Source organism: Pseudomonas sp. LB3P58 (assembly GCF_054897895.1).
The window spans coordinates 2,257,392-2,275,510 of record NZ_JBUBVE010000001.1; the positions used below are offsets into that span (position 1 = coordinate 2,257,392).

General features: G+C 57.6%; 19 protein-coding genes, 1 tRNA gene and 3 pseudogenes. 14 read left to right on the forward strand and 9 right to left on the reverse strand.

Annotated features, from left to right (window positions below):
- Positions 1-338: 338 nt before the first annotated feature.
- The 6 genes from ACYZTZ_RS10555 to ACYZTZ_RS10580 all read left to right on the forward strand — a co-directional run bounded on the left by ACYZTZ_RS10555 (position 339) and on the right by ACYZTZ_RS10580 (position 4,865).
- Entirely contained in the window at positions 339-1,097 is a 759-nt protein-coding gene (locus tag ACYZTZ_RS10555) for a carbon-nitrogen hydrolase family protein (protein ID WP_461998132.1), read from the forward strand.
- Complete coding sequence (locus ACYZTZ_RS10560) at positions 1,097-1,540, forward strand: GNAT family N-acetyltransferase (RefSeq protein WP_461998133.1); 444 nt, start codon at positions 1,097-1,099, stop codon at positions 1,538-1,540. The genes ACYZTZ_RS10555 and ACYZTZ_RS10560 overlap by 1 nt, the downstream gene beginning before the upstream one ends.
- 126 nt (positions 1,541-1,666) lie before the next feature.
- Positions 1,667-2,308, forward strand: a complete 642-nt coding sequence (gene gacA / locus ACYZTZ_RS10565) for a response regulator transcription factor GacA (RefSeq protein WP_008015884.1) — start codon at positions 1,667-1,669, stop codon at positions 2,306-2,308.
- 2 nt (positions 2,309-2,310) lie between these two features.
- Positions 2,311-4,134 carry an excinuclease ABC subunit UvrC gene (uvrC, locus tag ACYZTZ_RS10570; RefSeq protein WP_056741535.1) on the forward strand — a complete coding sequence of 608 codons (1,824 nt, stop codon included), beginning with the start codon at positions 2,311-2,313 and terminating at the stop codon, positions 4,132-4,134.
- Positions 4,135-4,166: 32 nt separating this feature from the next.
- Complete coding sequence (pgsA, locus tag ACYZTZ_RS10575; protein WP_008150904.1) at positions 4,167-4,727, forward strand: CDP-diacylglycerol--glycerol-3-phosphate 3-phosphatidyltransferase; 561 nt, start codon at positions 4,167-4,169, stop codon at positions 4,725-4,727.
- A 62-nt stretch (positions 4,728-4,789) separates the two neighbouring features.
- Positions 4,790-4,865, forward strand: a tRNA-Gly gene (locus ACYZTZ_RS10580).
- Between the two features lie 19 nt (positions 4,866-4,884).
- Here ACYZTZ_RS10580 and ACYZTZ_RS10585 read toward each other — a convergent pair.
- Positions 4,885-5,289 (reverse strand): hypothetical protein, encoded by a 405-nt coding sequence (locus ACYZTZ_RS10585; protein WP_461998134.1) that lies wholly within the window; start codon positions 5,287-5,289, stop codon positions 4,885-4,887.
- Positions 5,290-5,757: 468 nt separating this feature from the next.
- Between ACYZTZ_RS10585 and ACYZTZ_RS10590 the strand changes: the two genes are divergently transcribed.
- A complete protein-coding gene (locus tag ACYZTZ_RS10590) occupies positions 5,758-6,027 on the forward strand; it encodes a hypothetical protein (protein WP_461998135.1) in 270 nt (89 codons plus the stop codon).
- Positions 6,028-6,072: 45 nt separating this feature from the next.
- Here ACYZTZ_RS10590 and ACYZTZ_RS10595 read toward each other — a convergent pair whose 3' ends face one another.
- Positions 6,073-6,939 (reverse strand): patatin-like phospholipase family protein, encoded by an 867-nt coding sequence (locus tag ACYZTZ_RS10595; protein WP_461998136.1) that lies wholly within the window; start codon positions 6,937-6,939, stop codon positions 6,073-6,075.
- 317 nt (positions 6,940-7,256) lie between these two features.
- Here ACYZTZ_RS10595 and ACYZTZ_RS10600 point away from each other — a divergent pair, with 317 nt between their 5' ends.
- From ACYZTZ_RS10600 to ACYZTZ_RS10610, 3 genes and pseudogenes are all read left to right on the forward strand, one after another.
- On the forward strand, positions 7,257-8,030 hold the full coding sequence (locus ACYZTZ_RS10600; protein ID WP_461998137.1) for a ParA family protein: 774 nt from the start codon (positions 7,257-7,259) through the stop codon (positions 8,028-8,030).
- 166 nt (positions 8,031-8,196) lie between these two features.
- Positions 8,197-8,412: a hypothetical protein gene (locus ACYZTZ_RS10605; RefSeq protein WP_461998138.1), complete on the forward strand. Its 216-nt coding sequence runs from the start codon at positions 8,197-8,199 to the stop codon at positions 8,410-8,412.
- Positions 8,413-8,575: pseudogene (locus tag ACYZTZ_RS10610) on the forward strand (LysE family translocator); the annotation flags it as partial.
- A 47-nt stretch (positions 8,576-8,622) separates the two neighbouring features.
- Here the strand turns inward: ACYZTZ_RS10610 and ACYZTZ_RS10615 are convergent.
- On the reverse strand, positions 8,623-8,934 hold the full coding sequence (locus ACYZTZ_RS10615; RefSeq protein ID WP_226299650.1) for a hypothetical protein: 312 nt from the start codon (positions 8,932-8,934) through the stop codon (positions 8,623-8,625).
- 319 nt (positions 8,935-9,253) lie between these two features.
- Between ACYZTZ_RS10615 and ACYZTZ_RS10620 the strand changes: the two genes are divergently transcribed.
- Together ACYZTZ_RS10620 and ACYZTZ_RS10625 are read left to right on the forward strand one after the other, a co-directional pair.
- Positions 9,254-10,291 carry a GGDEF domain-containing protein gene (locus ACYZTZ_RS10620; protein ID WP_462000660.1) on the forward strand — a complete coding sequence of 346 codons (1,038 nt, stop codon included), beginning with the start codon at positions 9,254-9,256 and terminating at the stop codon, positions 10,289-10,291.
- Between the two features lie 24 nt (positions 10,292-10,315).
- A pseudogene (locus ACYZTZ_RS10625) lies at positions 10,316-10,639 on the forward strand (acetoin dehydrogenase dihydrolipoyllysine-residue acetyltransferase subunit); the annotation flags it as partial.
- Positions 10,640-10,725: 86 nt separating this feature from the next.
- Here the strand turns inward: ACYZTZ_RS10625 and ACYZTZ_RS10630 are convergent.
- Complete coding sequence (locus tag ACYZTZ_RS10630) at positions 10,726-11,502, reverse strand: hypothetical protein (RefSeq protein ID WP_461998139.1); 777 nt, start codon at positions 11,500-11,502, stop codon at positions 10,726-10,728.
- A gap of 68 nt (positions 11,503-11,570) precedes the next feature.
- Positions 11,571-12,236, reverse strand: coding sequence for a type 1 glutamine amidotransferase (locus ACYZTZ_RS10635; RefSeq protein WP_461998140.1), 666 nt, complete (start codon positions 12,234-12,236; stop codon positions 11,571-11,573).
- 191 nt (positions 12,237-12,427) lie between these two features.
- On the opposite strand from ACYZTZ_RS10635, the gene ACYZTZ_RS10640 reads away from it, so the two are divergent.
- Positions 12,428-13,336, forward strand: a complete 909-nt coding sequence (locus tag ACYZTZ_RS10640) for a LysR family transcriptional regulator (RefSeq protein ID WP_461998141.1) — start codon at positions 12,428-12,430, stop codon at positions 13,334-13,336.
- Here the strand turns inward: ACYZTZ_RS10640 and ACYZTZ_RS10645 are convergent.
- Both ACYZTZ_RS10645 and ACYZTZ_RS10650 read right to left on the reverse strand, forming a co-directional pair.
- Positions 13,333-14,688 carry an amidase gene (locus ACYZTZ_RS10645; RefSeq protein WP_461998142.1) on the reverse strand — a complete coding sequence of 452 codons (1,356 nt, stop codon included), beginning with the start codon at positions 14,686-14,688 and terminating at the stop codon, positions 13,333-13,335. The two genes, ACYZTZ_RS10640 and ACYZTZ_RS10645, sit on opposite strands and share 4 nt — an antisense overlap.
- A gap of 13 nt (positions 14,689-14,701) precedes the next feature.
- Positions 14,702-16,033, reverse strand: a complete 1,332-nt coding sequence (locus ACYZTZ_RS10650) for an MFS transporter (protein WP_461998143.1) — start codon at positions 16,031-16,033, stop codon at positions 14,702-14,704.
- 212 nt (positions 16,034-16,245) lie between these two features.
- On the opposite strand from ACYZTZ_RS10650, the gene ACYZTZ_RS10655 reads away from it, so the two are divergent.
- A complete protein-coding gene (locus tag ACYZTZ_RS10655; protein ID WP_461998144.1) occupies positions 16,246-17,283 on the forward strand; it encodes a LacI family DNA-binding transcriptional regulator in 1,038 nt (345 codons plus the stop codon).
- Between the two features lie 42 nt (positions 17,284-17,325).
- On the opposite strand, the pseudogene ACYZTZ_RS10660 reads toward ACYZTZ_RS10655, so the two are convergent.
- Positions 17,326-17,460 (reverse strand): annotated as a pseudogene (locus tag ACYZTZ_RS10660) (LysR family transcriptional regulator); the annotation flags it as partial.
- Positions 17,461-17,497: 37 nt separating this feature from the next.
- Entirely contained in the window at positions 17,498-18,118 is a 621-nt protein-coding gene (locus ACYZTZ_RS10665) for a glutathione S-transferase family protein (RefSeq protein ID WP_461998145.1), read from the reverse strand.
- Position 18,119: the final 1 nt, after the last annotated feature.

Here is an 18,119-nt window from a genome sequence, read left to right on the forward strand (position 1 = left end):
GTTGAGAATTCTCTGGTGGCGACCCGTTTAAAGTGGGCGCCGTGTGGGTATCAGGCGCGCCAGTGGCTAAACCAATACCCAAAATAAAAGCTGACCGGAGCACAAACGTCATTCGCCCGGGCAGCCGACACCGAGCGCAAGGCGCTGACGGTACGAAGCTGTGAGAGGGCGTTGGACATGGTCTTCTCCGATGAATGCGCCGAGCTTACTAGAGGCCGGTACACGGATTCAATCAGAAAATGCTATCGATCACCGACGGCATTTTCTATCGCTTGAGTGCGTCGCCGGTTGTGACACACTTTGTGCTTCGCTTATGTACAACGTCACAAGGACGAACCATGACGACACTGATCATCGCCGCTGCTCAATCGATCTCCATCGCCGGTGACCTTGCCGCTAACATTGTGTGGCATCAGCGCTTCATGCAAGTTGCCGCGGAGCAGGGCGTGCAGTTGCTGGTGTTCCCGGAGTTATCGCTGACCGGGTACGAGCGTGGACTTGCGGCTGAATTGGCCATTGCGCCAGACGCCGAGGTGCTGCAACCGCTGCGGGATTTCGCGCGGGAAGTCGGTGTGACGACTGTCGTCGGGATGCCGATTCGGCTGTCGGAAGATTCGCCAGTATTGATTGGGGCGCTGGTGTTGGGCGCTGATGGATCGCTCGGGATCTACAGCAAGCAACATCTGCATCCAGGCGAGGAGGTTGCATTTGCACCGGGATCCGGCGGTTCGACCCTGACCCTAGGTGCCGATACGGTCGCGTTGGCGGTGTGCGCGGATTTCTCTCACGCCAGTCATGCCGCCGCAGCGGCGCAGCAGGGCGCCGATCTCTATGCGGCGGGCGTGCTGATCACGGAAAACGGCTACGCCCCGGATACCGCGTTGTTGCAAGGCTACGCCAGCACTCATTCGATGGCGGTCCTGATGGCCAACCATGGCGGTGCAACGGGTGGCTGGGAATCGGCAGGACGCAGCGCGATCTGGGCGTCGGACGGCTCGCTGATTGCGTCTGCCCCCGGAACCGGTAACCTGATGGTCGTTGCTCGACGCAACGCTGACGGCTGGAAAGGGCAATTAGTGGAGGTTGCATTGGGGTGATGGTATTTGAATTACGTCCGGCGACATCCCGGGACCTCGACTTCGCTCGTGAACTGACCCGCAACAACATGCTCCGCTATTACATTCAGCACGATCTGCTGTGGCAGGACGAAGGGTTCGATGTTGGCTGGGCCGGGCGCAAGAACTGGTTGATTGTAAGTGGCAGTACCGTGTTGGGCTTTTTCAGTCTGAGTCGTGACGCCCAAGCCCTGTACGTCCGCGAACTGCACGTCCTCGAAGCGTTTCGAGGGCAGGGCGCCGGTTCCTGGGCGATTGATCAGGTATTCGCCATGGCGTGCCAGGAACGGCGTCCGGCATTGCGTTTGACGGTTTTTGAAAACAATCCCGCGCAAGCGTTGTATGAAAGAAAGGGCCTGAAGGTGGTCGGCACGGACGAATGTTTCCTGAGAATGCAGCGTGATATCAATGCCTCGCCCGGCTGAAACACGCTTACGACAAGCCTTTCAAGATGTATTGAAACTTTTTATATGACGCTTGCCGCTAGGTCTGCCAGTTGCTTTTTGCTAAGGTGTCGGCAACCCAATAAGACCATTTCGCGAGGTGTCTGCTTGATTAGGGTGCTAGTAGTCGATGATCATGATCTCGTTCGTACAGGCATTACACGAATGCTGGCTGACATCGATGGCCTGCAAGTAGTCGGCCAGGCTGAGTCAGGCGAAGAATCCCTGCTCAAGGCGCGTGAGTTGAAACCGGATGTGGTACTGATGGACGTCAAGATGCCCGGCATCGGCGGTCTTGAAGCCACGCGCAAATTATTGCGCAGTCATCCGGATATCAAAGTCGTCGCGGTCACCGTGTGCGAGGAGGATCCGTTTCCGACTCGGTTGTTGCAGGCCGGGGCCGCGGGCTATCTGACCAAGGGCGCCGGATTGCCGGAAATGGTCCAGGCCATCCGCCTGGTGTTTGCCGGGCAGCGCTATATCAGTCCGCAAATTGCACAGCAACTGGCGATCAAATCCTTCCAGCCGACCAATGATTCGCCTTTCGACGCCTTGTCGGAGCGGGAAATCCAAATCGCGCTGATGATTGTCGGCTGTCAGAAGGTCCAGATCATTTCCGACAAACTGTGTCTGTCGCCAAAAACCGTGAACACTTACCGTTACCGCATTTTCGAAAAGCTTTCGATCAGCAGCGATGTCGAGTTGACGCTGTTGGCGGTTCGTCACGGCATGGTCGATGCCAGTCTCTGAAAATGACTGAAGTCTTCGATCCAAGCGCCTTTCTGTCGACGGTCAGTGGGCGTCCCGGTGTGTATCGCATGTTCGACAGCGAGGCACGCCTGCTCTACGTCGGCAAGGCCAAGAACCTCAAGAATCGCCTGTCGAGTTACTTCCGCAAATCCGGTCTTGCGCCCAAGACCGCGGCGTTGGTCGCGCGTATCGCTCAGGTCGAAACGACGATTACGGCCAATGAAACCGAAGCCTTGTTGCTTGAGCAGACGCTAATCAAGGAGTGGCGTCCGCCCTACAACATCCTGCTGCGCGACGATAAATCCTACCCCTACGTCTTTCTCTCGGATGGCCAGTTCCCTCGCTTGAGCATCCATCGCGGTGCAAAAAAGGCCAAGGGCAAATATTTCGGCCCTTACCCCAGCGCCGGCGCCATTCGCGAAAGCCTGAGCCTGCTGCAGAAGACATTTTTTGTTCGTCAGTGCGAAGACAGCTATTACAAGAACCGCACGCGTCCTTGCCTGCAATACCAGATCAAACGCTGCAAGGCGCCCTGTGTCGGGTTGGTGGAGCCCGAGGTGTATGCCGAAGATGTGCGGCACTCGGTGATGTTCCTCGAGGGGCGCAGCAATGCGTTGACGGATGAATTGTCCGCAGGAATGGAAGAGGCGGCGATCAATCTCGAGTTCGAACGTGCGGCCGAGTTGCGGGATCAGATTTCATTACTGCGCCGGGTCCAGGACCAGCAGAGCATGGAAGGCGGGACGGGCGATGTCGACGTGATCGCAGCGTTTGTCAATCCGGGTGGTGCCTGCGTTCATTTGATCAGTGTGCGTGGCGGGCGGGTGCTGGGGAGCAAGAACTTCTTTCCTCAGGTGGGTATTGAAGAGGATGTTTCTGAAGTCATGGCGGCGTTTCTCGGCCAGTATTTTATCAGCAGTCCCGAGCGCGACTTGCCGAGCGAACTGATCGTCAACGTGGTTCACGAAGACTTCCCGACACTGATCGCGGCCATCGATGAGCTGCGCGGTCGCGAATTGACCATCAGTCATAGGGTTCGTGGTACGCGAGCACGCTGGCAACAGTTGGCGGTCACCAATGCCGAGCAGGCCCTGGGAGCGCGACTGGCCAACCGTCAACACGTTGCTGCACGTTTCGATGCCCTGGCGGAAGTGTTGAACCTGGATGAGCCACCACAGCGCCTGGAGTGTTACGACATCAGTCACTCCAGTGGCGAAGCGACCGTGGCCTCCTGCGTGGTGTTCGGCCCCGAAGGTCCGATCAAGTCCGACTACCGTCGCTACAACATTGAAGGCGTCACCCCGGGTGATGACTACGCCGCGATGCACCAGGCCCTGACCCGACGCTTCAGCAAACTGAAGGATGGGGAGGGCAAGCTACCGGACATTTTGCTGGTGGACGGTGGCAAGGGGCAGTTGTCCATGGCCCGCGACGTGCTCAATGAACTGGCCGTACCTGATCTGATTCTGCTGGGCGTGGCCAAGGGCGCCACGCGCAAGGCCGGTTTCGAAACTCTGTATCTGAATGATGCTGCCCACGAATTCACCTTGCGCGGTGATTCCCCCGCGCTGCATTTGATCCAGCAGATACGCGACGAAGCTCACCGTTTCGCGATTACCGGGCACCGCGCCCGTCGTGGCAAAACTCGCCGCACGTCTACACTGGAGGGCGTCGCCGGTGTCGGACCGACCCGTCGCCGCGATTTGTTGAAACATTTTGGTGGATTGCAGGAGCTGTCTCGTGCCAGCATCGAAGAGATCGCCAAAGCACCCGGGATCAGTAAAAAGCTCGCAGAGTTGATTTATGCCAATCTGCACAGCGAGTAGAATGCCCCCTCACCTCGTAGCCAGTTGTGCCGATGAATATCCCTAATCTGATTACCGTACTACGCGTCCTGCTCATTCCGATCTTCATTTTACTGTTCTACCTGCCGTACCAATGGAGCTACCTGGCGTCCGCCTCGGTGTTCGCATTTGCCGCTGCCACAGACTGGCTGGATGGGTATCTGGCCCGCCGACTGGAACAAAGCACACCGTTCGGGGCTTTCCTCGATCCCGTGGCTGACAAGCTGATGGTCGCCGTTGCGCTGGTATTGCTGGTGCAAGAACATGGCAACCTGTGGCTCACGCTGCCGGCCGCCGTGATCATCGGTCGCGAGATTGTCGTCTCGGCACTTCGCGAATGGATGGCCGAACTCGGCGCCCGCGCTCACGTCGCGGTGTCGAACCTGGGCAAATGGAAGACCGCCGCGCAAATGCTGGCGCTGGTGATCCTGCTGGCCAATCCGTCGGATTTCACGTTTTGGGTGCTGCTGGGTTACGCCTTGCTGCTGATATCCGCGGGCCTGACGTTGTGGTCCATGGTCCAGTATTTGCGGGCTGCCTGGCCGCATCTGAAGACCGACGTGGAAAAGAAATAAACTTTTTTGAATCAAGGGGTTGACGGGGCATCTGGATTCTATAGAATGCGCCACACCAAGACGCGGGAATAGCTCAGTTGGTAGAGCACGACCTTGCCAAGGTCGGGGTCGCGAGTTCGAGTCTCGTTTCCCGCTCCAAATATAGAAAAAGCGCCACTCATTGAGTGGCGCTTTTTTTTGCGCGTTGATAAGGGAGCAGTATTGAAAAAAGAGGCTTCGGCGTCTTTTTTCGTTCCAGCGAGCTCTGTTGAAAACCACCAGCAGCCACGTTTTTTTTGTACGTTAAAACGTACGTCGAAATCTTGGTCTCCTTCAGCGTGCCTCCGTGACTGATGAACCCCCGCCACTTTCCTCCCCAAACCGTTTCATGGATGAAGATCCGCTTGCCGGTGTAGTCGTCGATCAGCCAGACCTTGCCACGCTGATCGACTTCCATGCTGGCGTAACGGTTCGTGACTTCGTCGTAGAAGAGCCGGCGACCGTGGCCGACGATGATATGGATCGCCTGATTGACCTGCTCGGCGCGCTGCTGCTTCAGGGCGAGTTTGTTTTTTGTGGGCATGGAGGGAGTCTTGGCCGGTGTTCGGCTACAGTAGGTAGGTCATCGAAAAGGAGATCGAACATGCAATGCTTAATCTGCCAGGCTGCCTCTAAAATCGCTCACATCATTGGATGCTGGTCAGAGATCAAATGCTCGGCCGGGTGTGGGCACTTTAGGGTTTCAGCGAACCTTGTTGCGAAGATGAAGTTCAAGAACGAATTCTTTGACGTTGAACGAACAAGGCAATGGCTCGAGATGGCTCGGAACGAGGGGCCAATGCCGTTGATATCTACCTACGATTACAATGTTTCTTTGTTGCATCGTGCCACTAAAGAGCGATCTGACAGCTTGCCCAGTCGTTCCAGGAAATCGATGGCTTTGGAATAAATGGACTTCTGACTTCGATCCGCCTGGTCATGCCCGGGCGGTGGGCGGGCTGACGGAGGTAGGATCAGCTACAGTTGATAGGTCATTCACAAAGAGGTGCGTATGAGCATCACTGTCTGTGTCATATGTCGCGAGAGCGCCGAGAAAGCTTTTCCGGTGACCAGTTTTGATGAGTTTAAATGTCCGAACTGCGGCTACTACTCAGTCAATCGTCAGTTGATTGAGGAGATGACGGCAGCAAGGCAGGTCTTTGACACCGAGCGCACCCAGCAATACGTGTTGACCCATTCTCAGTCGGGCCAGGTGCCTGCGATTACGCGAATCGAGACTACGAAGCATCGATTGATTGTGGAGAGCACGGGAAAAGGGTGAGGGTGGGTCATGCTGCCAACTGCTGCTATAGGTAATTCACATCACTCAATGCTCATGGGCATGTGAATGGATGGTCAGGGCACCAGGTACTTTGGTGCGTTCGAGCCCCCCACGTTCCAGCCACCGGAGGGTCTGCTCATAGGCGCGCTGCAACAAAGACTCGGTCTGGTCAAAGTTGAACACCGAGACATCCACAGGGCACAAGGGCGGGACGATGTGCAGGCTGGTGAGAGTGCGGAAGTGTTCGATGTCGCTCACCAGTTGACGCATGCTCATCAGATTGACGGTGTGCAGGGCTAAGGCGACCAGGCCTCGGGGCGGTTGTGTCAGGCCGCAACTTACGCCGGTGGGGATTACCACGACGTTGGTGGCTCCCAAGGCTACGGCAGTCGAAATAGGTGTGTTACTTGCCACGCCACCGTCAATCAGGAACTGGTCGGCGATTTGTACGCAGGGGAACACCAGCGGGATGGCAGCGCTGGCCAGTAACGCCTGCGCAAGTTCGCCACTGGACAGAACCGTCTCGGCACCACTTAGCAGGTCGGTGGTGACGATGTGCAGGGGCAGCGCCGCATCCTCAATGCGATGAATGGGCAGTGCCTGACCCAGCAATCGGTTCAAGGCCGCCGGCTGCAACAGAAAGCCACGCCGTTTGATCAGTCCTCTACAGGTATCGAGCCAAGAGAGGGGGAAGATGTCAGTTTTAGACAGCCCGAGCCAGAATCCGGCAAGCGCCTCGACGCCATCCGAATCGGGCCTTGCGGCAAAGTAGGCACCGTTGATAGCGCCTACCGAAGCGCCAACTACCATGTCGAATCGAATATTGGCCTCGACCAAGGCCCGCAACATACCCACCTGCACCGCACCCAAACTGCCGCCGCCAGCGAATACGATTGCGGTTTTGGTCGCCATGGCCGAAGTCTCTGTGCAGAAATGTATCGAATTAGTGTAGCTGGCGGGTCGGCGTTACTTCTAGGTGCTCGCCACGCATCGTGCCTCTCTTTTCCCCGACCGCTGACGGCTAGCTGCAATGAAACGTTTTGCTGAACGGTCATCAACCCCGTCTCAGAGTCGTTTGCTATTACGTTGTATCGCCAGGCCATCCCTCTAGCCCAGCCCTTTCGTCAATCGCAGTCGTAAAACTGAAACATTACGGTCATATAATTGACACGACTTCTTACACCTTCTTTCAGTCGGCCTTCGGCCTTTTTCATGGATGAGCAAGCCCCATGCGTCGCGTTGTATTCAATCAGAAAGGGGGCGTTGGAAAATCCAGCATTGCCTGCAATCTTGCCGCAGCGAGTGCTGCCGAAGGCTACCGAACGCTGCTGGTTGATCTCGATCCTCAGGCAAATTCGACACACTATCTGACGGGCCTGCTCAACGAGAGCATCCCTTCGGGCATCGCCGATTTTTTCAAACAAACACTCTCCGGCGGCTTCGAAGGTAGAAGGAATCGCGTGGTCATAACCGAGACCTCTTACGACAACCTTCACTTGGTGACTGCTAGCTCCGACCTGTCAGACCTCCAGTCAAAACTCGAGAGCAAATTCAAGATCAATAAGCTGCGCAAGCTACTGGTTGAACTGTCCGAGGATTATGAGCGCATCTATATCGATACACCTCCGTCACTCAACTTCTACACATTCAGTGCCCTGGTGGCTGCGGACAGTTTGCTGATCCCATTCGATTGCGACAGTTTTTCTCGCCAGGCGCTGTATCGCGTGATCGCGCAGGTCGAGGAACTACGTCTTGATCACAATGAATTACTGAAAGTGGAAGGGGTGGTGGTCAATCAGTTCACCGGGCATACCGGCTTGCACCAAAATCTCGTTGATGAGCTGTTGGCCGAAGGTTTACCTGTGCTACCGGTTTATCTGAGCAGCTCCGTCAAGATGCGAGAATCTCACGAAGTTTCAGTACCCATCATCCATTTGGCCCCTCGGCATAAGCTTTCTCGGGAGTTTTTTGGTTTGCTGGATGCTCTGGAGCGAGCCGCTTAGCTTCATCAATGACGGGTTGCTACAAGCGTAATCGACCCCTCAGGTTGTCCCACCAGCTAGCGTTAAATGAGCCGGAGCCAGTGATTCAATCCAGTTCGTGCAGCTGAAATACTGACGAAACATTCTGGCCATATGATTCGCGTCACTGAAATCCAGGGAGCTGGAGATGAATCGACCATCAAGAAGCATGCGCAAACTGCTCGACTCCGTCGCCACTAACAATGAGGTAGCGGCGCTCGATATGATGCGCGCAGCAGAGCAACTCCAAGACGAAGTGCTACGCCAACGGTTACTCAACATGATTCACCGACTCAACCAGGACGCTATTGACTTACGAATGGCGCGTGACGATATCCAGGGCGGAGCCATAAAGCTCGCGTGATCGGTCTCGGTGACGTCTCTTGGTCTGTATGCCGCACTGGTCTCTTGGGCCAAGGGGCGTGTTGGCCCGTCCCGAGCTATCCCGGTGGGTCCGCCGGGTAGTTGGGTCGACGTTCATCTGCTTCGGAGCAGCCATCCTGACCATGCGTCGACAGACTGCATAAGAGGAGGGCGGCGAGCTACCGATTAGCGCAGAACAGGCGCCAAAACATCACCACTGATTTGATGCGGAGCCTGCCTCTTTCAAGCCAGGGTAATCATTGAGCGCAAGGCTAGACTCACCATCGTCCATTGGCTCGCGCACTGATTTATGTATCACTCCGGCTTCAGCATCCGCACGCATCTGATCGAGCTCCCTGTGAAATGCCTTGTCCTGAACCGTGGGCTTACTGGTGTATGGCTTTCGTTCGGGTTCAGGTTGTGCTGCATAAGTCGTTACCGCATCAGGGTCGTGCTGTAGCTTTTCTTGAACTTGCGATTCCAGCATCGCACGTAGCGCATCTTTGTCGGGGCGAGTCAGCAATTTGTCAATCCTATTAGGAAACCTGGCACCCAGTAATCGACTGGGCCAGTGGCCGGTTGGGGAACATCCAATCGATCGTGTTGAAAAATTTGGGCTGCAGATACAGCCACAGGATTTCAGGTCGAAGAGAAGAGGCGAATCATCAATTTCTTCCAACACGGCGATCGTGTCAAATTTGGTACATGCCTGGGATGATTTCGTAATCGACAGGAACGGTGGACGTCTTACACATGGACTTATGTATGGCTGCTTGGTGTACGTAAGGATATGCTGCCCCCCGACTTCATATATGCCAATAAAAACCAACCACAGTGACGTTATGAGCCAATCAGAGACGCGAGCGACTGCCCTAGCGCTGTATCCAGAGGACTCCCGCGAGGCGGCGGCTCTGCTTAAGCAGGCCGTACCACTGATGGTGCGTCACAACATTCCACCAAATCCTGTGCACTATGCTCTCTGGTACACCTACAGCAAAGGTCAGGAGCCAGAGCTTAATCGCCATTTGGACAGGGTGGTCAAAGACTTCGACTGTTTCCCTCCAGAATCCGCTACGAAGCTTTTTCGCGACTACATCATTCGTGACGAATTGGAGGAGGCGCGCGCAGGGCAACAACAAGCGATCGATCTGGTTGACGACATGGAGCGTAATGTCTCGCGTAGCGTGAATGGCAGTTCCACCTTTCAAGCCAGTCTTGGCCATTGCATGGAAATGCTCGCGGAGCCGGTTGACCAGAGGTTGCCCGCCATTCTGAGCGAGCTGCAACAGAGCACCCAGGTCATGCAGGATCAGCAAGAGCTTTTCCTCTCCCAGCTGCACTCAGCGCAAAATGAAATCAAGAGTCTGAGAGACAAGCTCGAGCGTGCCCAACTGGCTGCATCTTTGGATGGTCTGACTAAGGTGTTGAACCGAGCTACCTTCACTCGCTTGCTGGAGCATGCATTGATCAACGCTCCTCACGGGGTGGCATTGGTCATGTTGGATATTGATCATTTCAAGCAGTTCAATGACCGGTATGGCCATCCTTTGGGCGACCGCGTCCTTGAGCATGTTGGTCAGGTGTTACGGAACTCAATCCCGCCTCAGGCCCTGGCGGCACGCTATGGTGGTGAAGAGTTCTGTGTAGTCTTGCAGGAGTGTTTTGATCTCACCAGTGCTCATACATTTGCTGAGCAACTGCGCTTAAAAATTCAGGCGCTGCGGATCAAGGTTCGTGGCACGGATGAGGTGCTAGACACCGTAACTGCGTCTTTTGGTGTCGCCCTCGCCAAAGCCGGTGACGATGTGGAAAGCCTTCTGACTCGTGCCGATGATGCCCTCTATCAAGCCAAGCGCAGCGGGCGCAACCGAGTGAACTGAAACTGGCGTTCGGACTCTAGCTGCTCCAACCCCGAGCTGGCCAACCGGCAGATGCTCGAAGACATGCTGAAGTACAAGCGCCTGGAAGGAGTGGGCGCGGCCCTGCGCCTACTGGTTTCAGGCTTGTTCAAAGAAGGACGGCAACAGCTCGATCTGCGCGGCGTGGTGCAGGACGGCCGGCTGCCAGTGTTGCTGATATGGGGCAGTCACGACGCGATTATTCCGGTGAACCACAGCGCCGGGCTGAAGGCCCAGGTCGAGGTCCTGCCAGGTCAGGTGCACATGGTGCAGATGGAAGCGGCTGAGCAGGTCAACCGATTGATTCTGGACTTTGTGCAACAGCACTGACGCCCCCTCCTGGCGGCCTCTCGCGGGGCGCCAGGACCAACGATTTCAAGGAGAGTTCGCTATGCTGATTTACGACGGTGGGGGTGTCACGGATCGGGCGCACAGCGCCAACCGCCAGCTGGAATGAATGTGCCGAGTGAAGACATGACGGCTTCATTGGCGAAAATATCCGGGGCAAACGGGTCCACCGATGAAGGCAGCAGGCATCGGCCAGTTTTGGCGGGGAGCGTTGAGCACTCGATTTTCCATGGGGTTTCTCCGGCGTGATGCCGGCCAAAAGACAGTTCGCAGGCGAACAGGAAAACAGGGTTTATCGAGCTGTCGGGTTGGCTGAACTGTTCGCGCAAATGAGGGCCCGGTGTCAGCGGTGTGGGGCGGCTGGCGGCGAACAGAAAATAGTCCCCGACCAATAGCAGACAGCCCTGACGCGATGGCTCATCCATCGCTTGCAACCATTGGCCACGACAAACGCCGAGGGAGTCGGGCAAGCGATCCCATATTTCGTAGTAGCTTTCGTCCAGAGCGGTTTCGATCAGGCACTCACTGGTTTCAAAGTGCATGCGACCAATGTCTTCAGCGCCACTGACCGGCTGATAGTCCATTTTGCGATGCCATTGGCAAATGTCGGCGTCTATCTGGGTCACCCCGGCGAAACCTTTCTGTTCACACAACGCCAGATGTTGAGTGTGGCTGAATTCTTCGAGCGCCAGACTTGGGAGCGGATTGGAGGGGATTCGCAGGTCGGCAAACAGTCGCGGTGTCTGTAGCCAATACACGGCCGTTTCGCTGTCCGAACGCCCTGAGCGGTGCTGGATCAAACGCCGCTTCCATACGCCTAGATAACATTGCGCAACCTGATGCATTGATATTCCCTGTTTTACGCGTCGCGTTTGGTTCTCCACCTGTCTTCATCGACTCAGTGGTGTCCCCCTCACTTCGACCATGACGCCGACCAACGATCGAGTAATCCGAAGAACCACTGATGCATACGGGCGTAACAGGCTTCATCCGAAGGTGAGGGCATAGGTAGTGGCGACTCGGCAGCAAAACGGCGGTTGAGTGCGTTCACAATCTGCGGCGTCCATTCCGGGTGAAACTGCAGTCCAATCATCCCATCGCCGACAGAGTAAGCCTGGTTCTCCCAGTCTGATCCCCTGGCCAGATGCCTGGCCCCAACCGGCAGCGCAAAACCGCGTTCGTGCCACTGCAGCACCTGCATGTTATGCCTGTCATCCTCACCATCCTCAATGAACTCCACCTCGCACCATCCACCCTCAGGGTGGCCGATGGGGGCAACCTGCGCCCCGAGCCGATCAGCGAGCAGTTGCCCGCCCAGGCAGATACCGAGTACCGGCTTAGCCTTGCGCAGCAAGTTGCCAAGCCAGACCTTCTCCTGCTCCAGCCAAGGTGGGCAATCCGCCCCTACCACATTGAATGGTCCTCCCAACAACACGTAGGCATCGTAGTCTTCGTGCGTCGGCAACTGCCCTAGATCACCGCGAAACAGTTCGATGGCGACATCACGACCCAAAGCCCAATCGGCCAGGGCGCCAGGGCCTTCTTCTGCCAGATGCTGAATGCAAGCGATCTTCTTCATGTGGCGTCCCCAAAAATAGCCAATACGAACTCCAAAGCGTGCATAGCAAACTCCTTACCGCAGGTCGGGACAAAGTGGATTGTGCGTATCAGACCCAGCATCGCCTCTTCTTGCCGAGGCAAAAAACGTTCGCTATTCTCCGCCATCAAACTTGCTTTTCAATCCACGAATATTCAACAACTATTGAACAAATGGAAACATTCGATCTAGCGACCCTGCGCCAATTCGTGGCCCTTGCGCGCCACCAAAACCTGTCCGATGCCGCTTCGGAACTGCACCTGAGCCCGAGTGCTCTGTCCAAGGGGCTGAAGAGACTGGAACTAGCCTTGCAGACCACGCTGTTCGACCGCCAAGGGCGCAATCTGCGCTTGAATGCCGACGGCGCGCGCTTGCTTGATCGGGCTGCAGCGCTGATGGCCAGTGCCGACCAGATGCGTAGTGAGTTTCTAGGGACTCGCGGTAGTTTCCACTGCCGGATCTCCGGGCCGGCGCTGTTGCAGTTGAATTGGGGACGGCGCATAGCCAGTTTGATCGGCGAACGCTTTCCCGGCGCTCAAGTGGCTTTTGGCAACGAGAAGGAAGACGAAGCGCTCAGTGCCCTGGCCCGCGGTGAGGCGGATCTGGCACTGGTGACCACGGCAGCGCTTGGGGCTCTCGACCCGCGCCATATCGCACTGAACATCGGACTAACCCGCTTTGAAGTGGCCGTCGGCGCAAACCACCCGCTTACCCTCGCAGGCAACGGACCACGCGCCACGGTGACCGAGGTTCTGAAATACCCCTTCGTGGTACCTACACAGCCGCCGTTTCGCGGGCTGCAAGGTGGGCCGGCCACCGACGGCTGGCGTGACGATCAGCAACCGCGCATCATCCGTTACCGCAGCGATGACCTTCTTTTGGTTGATGGCCTTGTACGCGCGGGTTTGGCTCTGGCCTACCTACCGGACTATGCGCTGGCCGAACTTCAGCTGTTACGGCTCGATCTGACTGACAACCCGTTCTCTTGCACCCAACAGGTGGTGCTGGTTTATCGCCCCAGCACCGCCAGCGGTTGGCTCAATTATGTGGTTGAAGCGATGAAGTCCGAGGCGGTTACCTAGTCCCGCACGAATCGCTGCGCCATCACCCGCAACAAACGATCATCCTCTCCCGCAGCGCCAATCACCTGTAGTCCCACCGGTAATCCCCTCAACAGTCCCACCGGCAGGCTGATCGCAGGCAGCCCGGTGAGATTCCAGGCACTGGTATGGCTGAGCAGCGCAGCGCGCACATCGATGTCCTGCTCACCCACCCGGACCCCGCGCGCATCGACTGCTGTCGCGGTAATCGGCACGCTGGGCGAGACAAGAAAGTCATAGTGCTCGAACAAGCGCGCCATCGCCCCCTTGAGCCGTGCTTGGCTGGCTTGTGCGCGGATGTATTGCCAGCCCCTGACTTCACGCGACAATTCGAGGCGCTCGCGCACCTCCTGCTCGAACGTGTGCGGTGCATCCTGCATGCGCTCGGCATGCACATCGAAGGCCTCGGCGCGTTGCAGCACCAACAAGGTGTCTTTCATTTCGGCCGCCAGCGGCACCAGTTCAGCAGTATCCTGCAGCGCCTCGCCAAACAGCTGCTGCGCCGCCTGGTATACCTGCCGATCCAGCTCCGCGTCGACCGGGCCGAAGCTGCCGGTGGTGATCCAGCCAATCCGCAACGGTCGAGGGTTGGCCACCGGCGCACACACTCGCCCAGCCACCACTTCGAACAGCAGGCGCGCATCCTCGACGTGGTTGGCGATCGGGCCTACGTGGTCGAGGCTCGACGACAGCGGGAACACCCCCTCCAGCGGCACACTGGCAAACGATGGCTTGAAGCCGACCACTCCGCACAACGCCGCCGGAATACGGATCGATCCGCCGGTGTCGGTGCCCAGCGCCAACGGCACCATGCCGCTGGCCACCGCAGCCGCGCTGCCGGCGCTGGAGCCGCCAGTGATGCAGCTGGCATCCCAGGGGTTGCGTGCCGCGCCCTGCAGCGAGCGATCGCCAGTCGGACCGTAGGCGAATTCGTGGGTCAAGGTCTTGCCGACAATGACCGCACCCGCCTCGCGCAGGCGCTGCACGCACAGCGCGTCGCGGCTCGGCTTGAAGCCTGCGAAATGCGCCGAACCGTAAGTGGTGACGTGGTCGAACGTGTCGATATTGTCTTTGACCGCCACCGGTATGCCGTGCAGCGGGCCCAGGTCCAGGCCCTGGGCAAACAGCTCGTCGGCCTTGCGCGCCTGGGCCAGCGCCACGGGTGCATCGACATGAACGAAGGCGTTCAAGGTCGGATTCAGGCGCTCGATGCTGTCCAGGGCTGCTTGGGTCAGCTCGACGCTCGTCAGGCTGCCCGCGCGCAGGCGTTCGGCCAGCGCGATGACCGATTGACCAAAAAAAGATCCAACGTGAGGAGGCTTCGCCAGGCTCATACAAACAACTCCATCAAACTGCTGCGGGTAAAGGGGAAGGGCTGGATTGCCGACTACCGGGACGTACCATCAGCATCGCGCTCATGCCCAGTGCAGTGGCCACTGCCGCTGCCACGAACATCGACGAGTAGCCATAGCGCACGGTCAGGTAGCCGGTCAGCATTGGCGCGATGAACGAAGCGGTGTTGGCGATGAAATGGGTCATGCCGCTGTAGGAACCGACCCGGTTGGACGGCGCGGTATCGATCACCACGGCCCAGTAAACCGAATTGGGCAGCGCGTTGAGGGCGTTGGCCAGGGTCATCAGGGCAATCACGCCCCACACGGTCTGGGCCTGCGATACCAGTATGAAACAGAGCGTGGTCAACAGCAGGCAGGTCGCGGCCAGCCAGCTGCGTGCCACCTTCAGGTTGCCGGTGCGGCGCAACAGCAGGTCAGAGAGCTTGCCGCCCAGTAGCACGGTAAAGCAGGCGCCGGTCCACGGAATCATGCCCATGTACCACAGCGACGACAGGTTGTAGTGGAACTCGTCCTGCAGGTATTTGGGGGTCCAGGTCAGCAGCAGAAACGTTACGTACACGAACGAGAAGTAACCGACCGCATTGAGTATCAGGTCTTTGTTCTTGAAGAAATGCCATACCGGCGCAACGCTGGTGGTCGGGGTTGAAGCATTGGCTGCCGCGGCGCGTTCCCGTCGCAGGAAGTCGAGCTCGGCCTTGGACACCCGCGGGTTCTCATCGGGGGTGTTGGTGAAGCGCGTCATGAAGAAAATCAGCAGCGCCAGGCTGACCACACCCAGTACCACGAACATGCTGCGCCAGCCGCCAGTCAGGGTTTGCAGACCTACCGCTACCGGGGCGGTGAGCAGCGCGCCCAGCGGTGTGCTGAGCAGTCCAACCGAGACCACGAAGCCGCGCTCTTTGGGCGTGGCCCAGTTGGCCACGCTTTTGTTGATCACCGAGTAGGCCGGGCCTTCGGCAAAGCCGAACAGCACGCGGATAGTGGCGAAACCGGCCATGGCCGAGCCTCCCATGAATGCCAGCCCGAGGTCACCGGCAAACGCGGTGGCGATCTCGAAAATCGACCAGGTGGCCCCCGCAATCAGCCAGATGCGCTTGGCACCAAAGCGGTCGGCCAGGATGCCGCCGATCAACGCCCCGAGGATGTAGCCGTAACCGAAGTAACCCAGGACTTTGCCCCAGTCGGCCTTGTCGAAACCGTACTCCGGGAGAATGCTCGCCGAGGCATAGGCAATCGCGCCGCGGTCAATGTAGTTGAGCAGTGCCATCAGCATGATCAGGAAGAAAATCTGGTAGCGGAAAGACGGAATAGCTGCGCTCTTCATAGGGATCTGACTCTTCAAAATGATGGCAGAAGTCAAAAAGTCGGCCGCGTCCGGCGTATTTTTATTGTGTTACCCAAACGTTTGGGTTGCCGAAATGTAGATACAGGAAAAGCTTTAGTCAATCGTTTGGGTAAAGGTTTTTTTTCCGGGAAGAGGTCCCGGTTGAGGTAGAATCGCGCGCTGAATAATGCACGGTTGGAAGACTCTCAAACATGCCGAATCAATCTCGCCCCGCCACCCTGAAGTCCATGGCGACTGCACTCGGGTTGCACGTCTCCACGGTGTCGCGGGTGCTCAATGGCGACCCGACCGGGGTCGAGCGAGCGGCGTCGGCTGAGGTGGTGGAGCGTATCCGTGCACTGGCCAAGGAGCTGGACTATCGGCCGAACACGCAGGCATCCAACCTGAAATTGCGCAAAAGTCAGGAGATCTGCGTACTTATGCCACGCCTCACCGACCTGGTGATGGCGACCATTTATGACAGCATCGACAGCGCGGCGGAGGAGGCCGGCTACCTCACGTTCGTCTCCAATACCGACGACCTGCAGCCGCGCCAACTGGCACGTGCCGAGCACGCCTTGCGCCGCTCAGTGGCCGGGCTGATCGTGGGTGACTCGCACGTGGGTGAAAGCCAGCCCTTACTCGATCTGCTCGCACGCAAGCACATTCCCTACGTGCTGGTCAGCCGGCAGATTGCAGGACACCTCTCGGCGGCCAGCGACGACGAATTGGGCGGCTGGTTGGCGGCCGAACATTTGTATCAGCTGGGTTGTCGCGATGTGGCGATCCTGGCGGGTGAACGGCATGCGTCCACCGGGGCTGATCGTACCCGCGGGTTCATCCGCTATTACCGTGAGCAAGGCGTCGCCCTGCGCCCGGAGTGGATCCTCAATGGTCCTTTTGACAGCCACACCGGACACCAACAAGGCGAGTATCTGCTGGGGCTCAACCCACGCCCTCAGGCGTTTTTCGCGGTCAACGACTTCCTTGCCATTGGCCTGATGGGCGCCGCCCGCGACAAAGGGTTGCAGCCGGGCAGGGACATTGCCGTCGTCGGCTTCAACGACATCCCGCTAGCCAATGAACTCATCGTTCCGCTGACCAGCGTGCGCCTGCAGATGGCACAGATGGGGCGGCATGCGGTTGAGTTGCTGCTCAAGCGCATCAAGGGCGAGGCCGCAGAGTCGATCATCCTTGCGCCGCAGTTGCAGGTTCGGGCGAGTTCCTCGCTGTTGCGCCGCGTTGATTGAGGGGCGGCTGCACGGCCCTTCACTGGTAGTCAAATCAAGTGGTCAGGCGCTTACCGATTTCGCCCCAAAAATGTCGATCAACTCTGTCAAGAAGCTGCTCACCACCTCATGCTGGCGAGTCGAGTGTCGAACCGCGGCATGAAAGACGACCTCATAGCGTAAATGCTCATCCCGCAAACCTTTAGCGCACACAATAAGGTCTGTCGGGCAGCGCTTAGTGATTTTGAAACGCTTTCAATCCTCGCTGTACTGCGGGCCTGGCTTCGATCGCGTCGAACCAGCGTGATAAGCGTGAAAGCACTGCCCAATCCAGCCGGTCACGCATTGATGCCGCAATGGTGAAAGCAGAGATGTCCGCCATGGAAAACTGATCTCCGGCCATAAAGTCTCCGGTAAGAAACCGTTCTGCATAGACAAGTTGTTCAATGACGCGCAGATCGATGACTGTGGCCGCATCGATTAATCCCGCTTGGCGCAGGAAAAATGCCGCATGGCTGGGCCCGATTACGTCCGTTACGAAAAAGAAGTAACGATCAAACACCCTGTCGCGCTCTGGTCCAGGATGCGCGGGTGCGAGTCGACCGGGAGCTTTGGCATCAGCGAACTGAATGATTGCGTTTGATTGGTTGATGACCCGTGCCGGTGTCGACGTATGGTCGACCAGGGTGGGGACTTTTCCTGCCGGATTAAGCGCCAGGTACGCCAAGTCGCGCTGCTCATTCGCTTGCAGATTCAGTCTCCGTGCCGTGTAGGGGATACCTGCTTCTTCCAAGGCTATCGCAGCCCTCAGACTGTTGCCGGTTTGAGCGCCATACAGCTCGATTTTGGGGTTCATC

Coding starts and splice junctions, on each gene's coding strand:
- ACYZTZ_RS10555 (WP_461998132.1), top strand. CDS start 339: ATGACGACACTGATCATCGCCGCTGCTCAATCGATCTCCATCGCCGGT.
- ACYZTZ_RS10560 (WP_461998133.1), top strand. CDS start 1,097: ATGGTATTTGAATTACGTCCGGCGACATCCCGGGACCTCGACTTCGCT.
- uvrC (WP_056741535.1), top strand. CDS start 2,311: ATGACTGAAGTCTTCGATCCAAGCGCCTTTCTGTCGACGGTCAGTGGG.
- pgsA (WP_008150904.1), top strand. CDS start 4,167: ATGAATATCCCTAATCTGATTACCGTACTACGCGTCCTGCTCATTCCG.
- ACYZTZ_RS10585 (WP_461998134.1), bottom strand. CDS start 5,289: ATGCCCACAAAAAACAAACTCGCCCTGAAGCAGCAGCGCGCCGAGCAG.
- ACYZTZ_RS10590 (WP_461998135.1), top strand. CDS start 5,758: ATGAGCATCACTGTCTGTGTCATATGTCGCGAGAGCGCCGAGAAAGCT.
- ACYZTZ_RS10595 (WP_461998136.1), bottom strand. CDS start 6,939: ATGGCGACCAAAACCGCAATCGTATTCGCTGGCGGCGGCAGTTTGGGT.
- ACYZTZ_RS10600 (WP_461998137.1), top strand. CDS start 7,257: ATGCGTCGCGTTGTATTCAATCAGAAAGGGGGCGTTGGAAAATCCAGC.
- ACYZTZ_RS10605 (WP_461998138.1), top strand. CDS start 8,197: ATGAATCGACCATCAAGAAGCATGCGCAAACTGCTCGACTCCGTCGCC.
- ACYZTZ_RS10620 (WP_462000660.1), top strand. CDS start 9,254: ATGAGCCAATCAGAGACGCGAGCGACTGCCCTAGCGCTGTATCCAGAG.
- ACYZTZ_RS10630 (WP_461998139.1), bottom strand. CDS start 11,502: ATGCATCAGGTTGCGCAATGTTATCTAGGCGTATGGAAGCGGCGTTTG.
- ACYZTZ_RS10635 (WP_461998140.1), bottom strand. CDS start 12,236: ATGAAGAAGATCGCTTGCATTCAGCATCTGGCAGAAGAAGGCCCTGGC.
- ACYZTZ_RS10640 (WP_461998141.1), top strand. CDS start 12,428: ATGGAAACATTCGATCTAGCGACCCTGCGCCAATTCGTGGCCCTTGCG.
- ACYZTZ_RS10645 (WP_461998142.1), bottom strand. CDS start 14,688: ATGAGCCTGGCGAAGCCTCCTCACGTTGGATCTTTTTTTGGTCAATCG.
- ACYZTZ_RS10650 (WP_461998143.1), bottom strand. CDS start 16,033: ATGAAGAGCGCAGCTATTCCGTCTTTCCGCTACCAGATTTTCTTCCTG.
- ACYZTZ_RS10655 (WP_461998144.1), top strand. CDS start 16,246: ATGCCGAATCAATCTCGCCCCGCCACCCTGAAGTCCATGGCGACTGCA.
- ACYZTZ_RS10665 (WP_461998145.1), bottom strand. CDS start 18,118: ATGAACCCCAAAATCGAGCTGTATGGCGCTCAAACCGGCAACAGTCTG.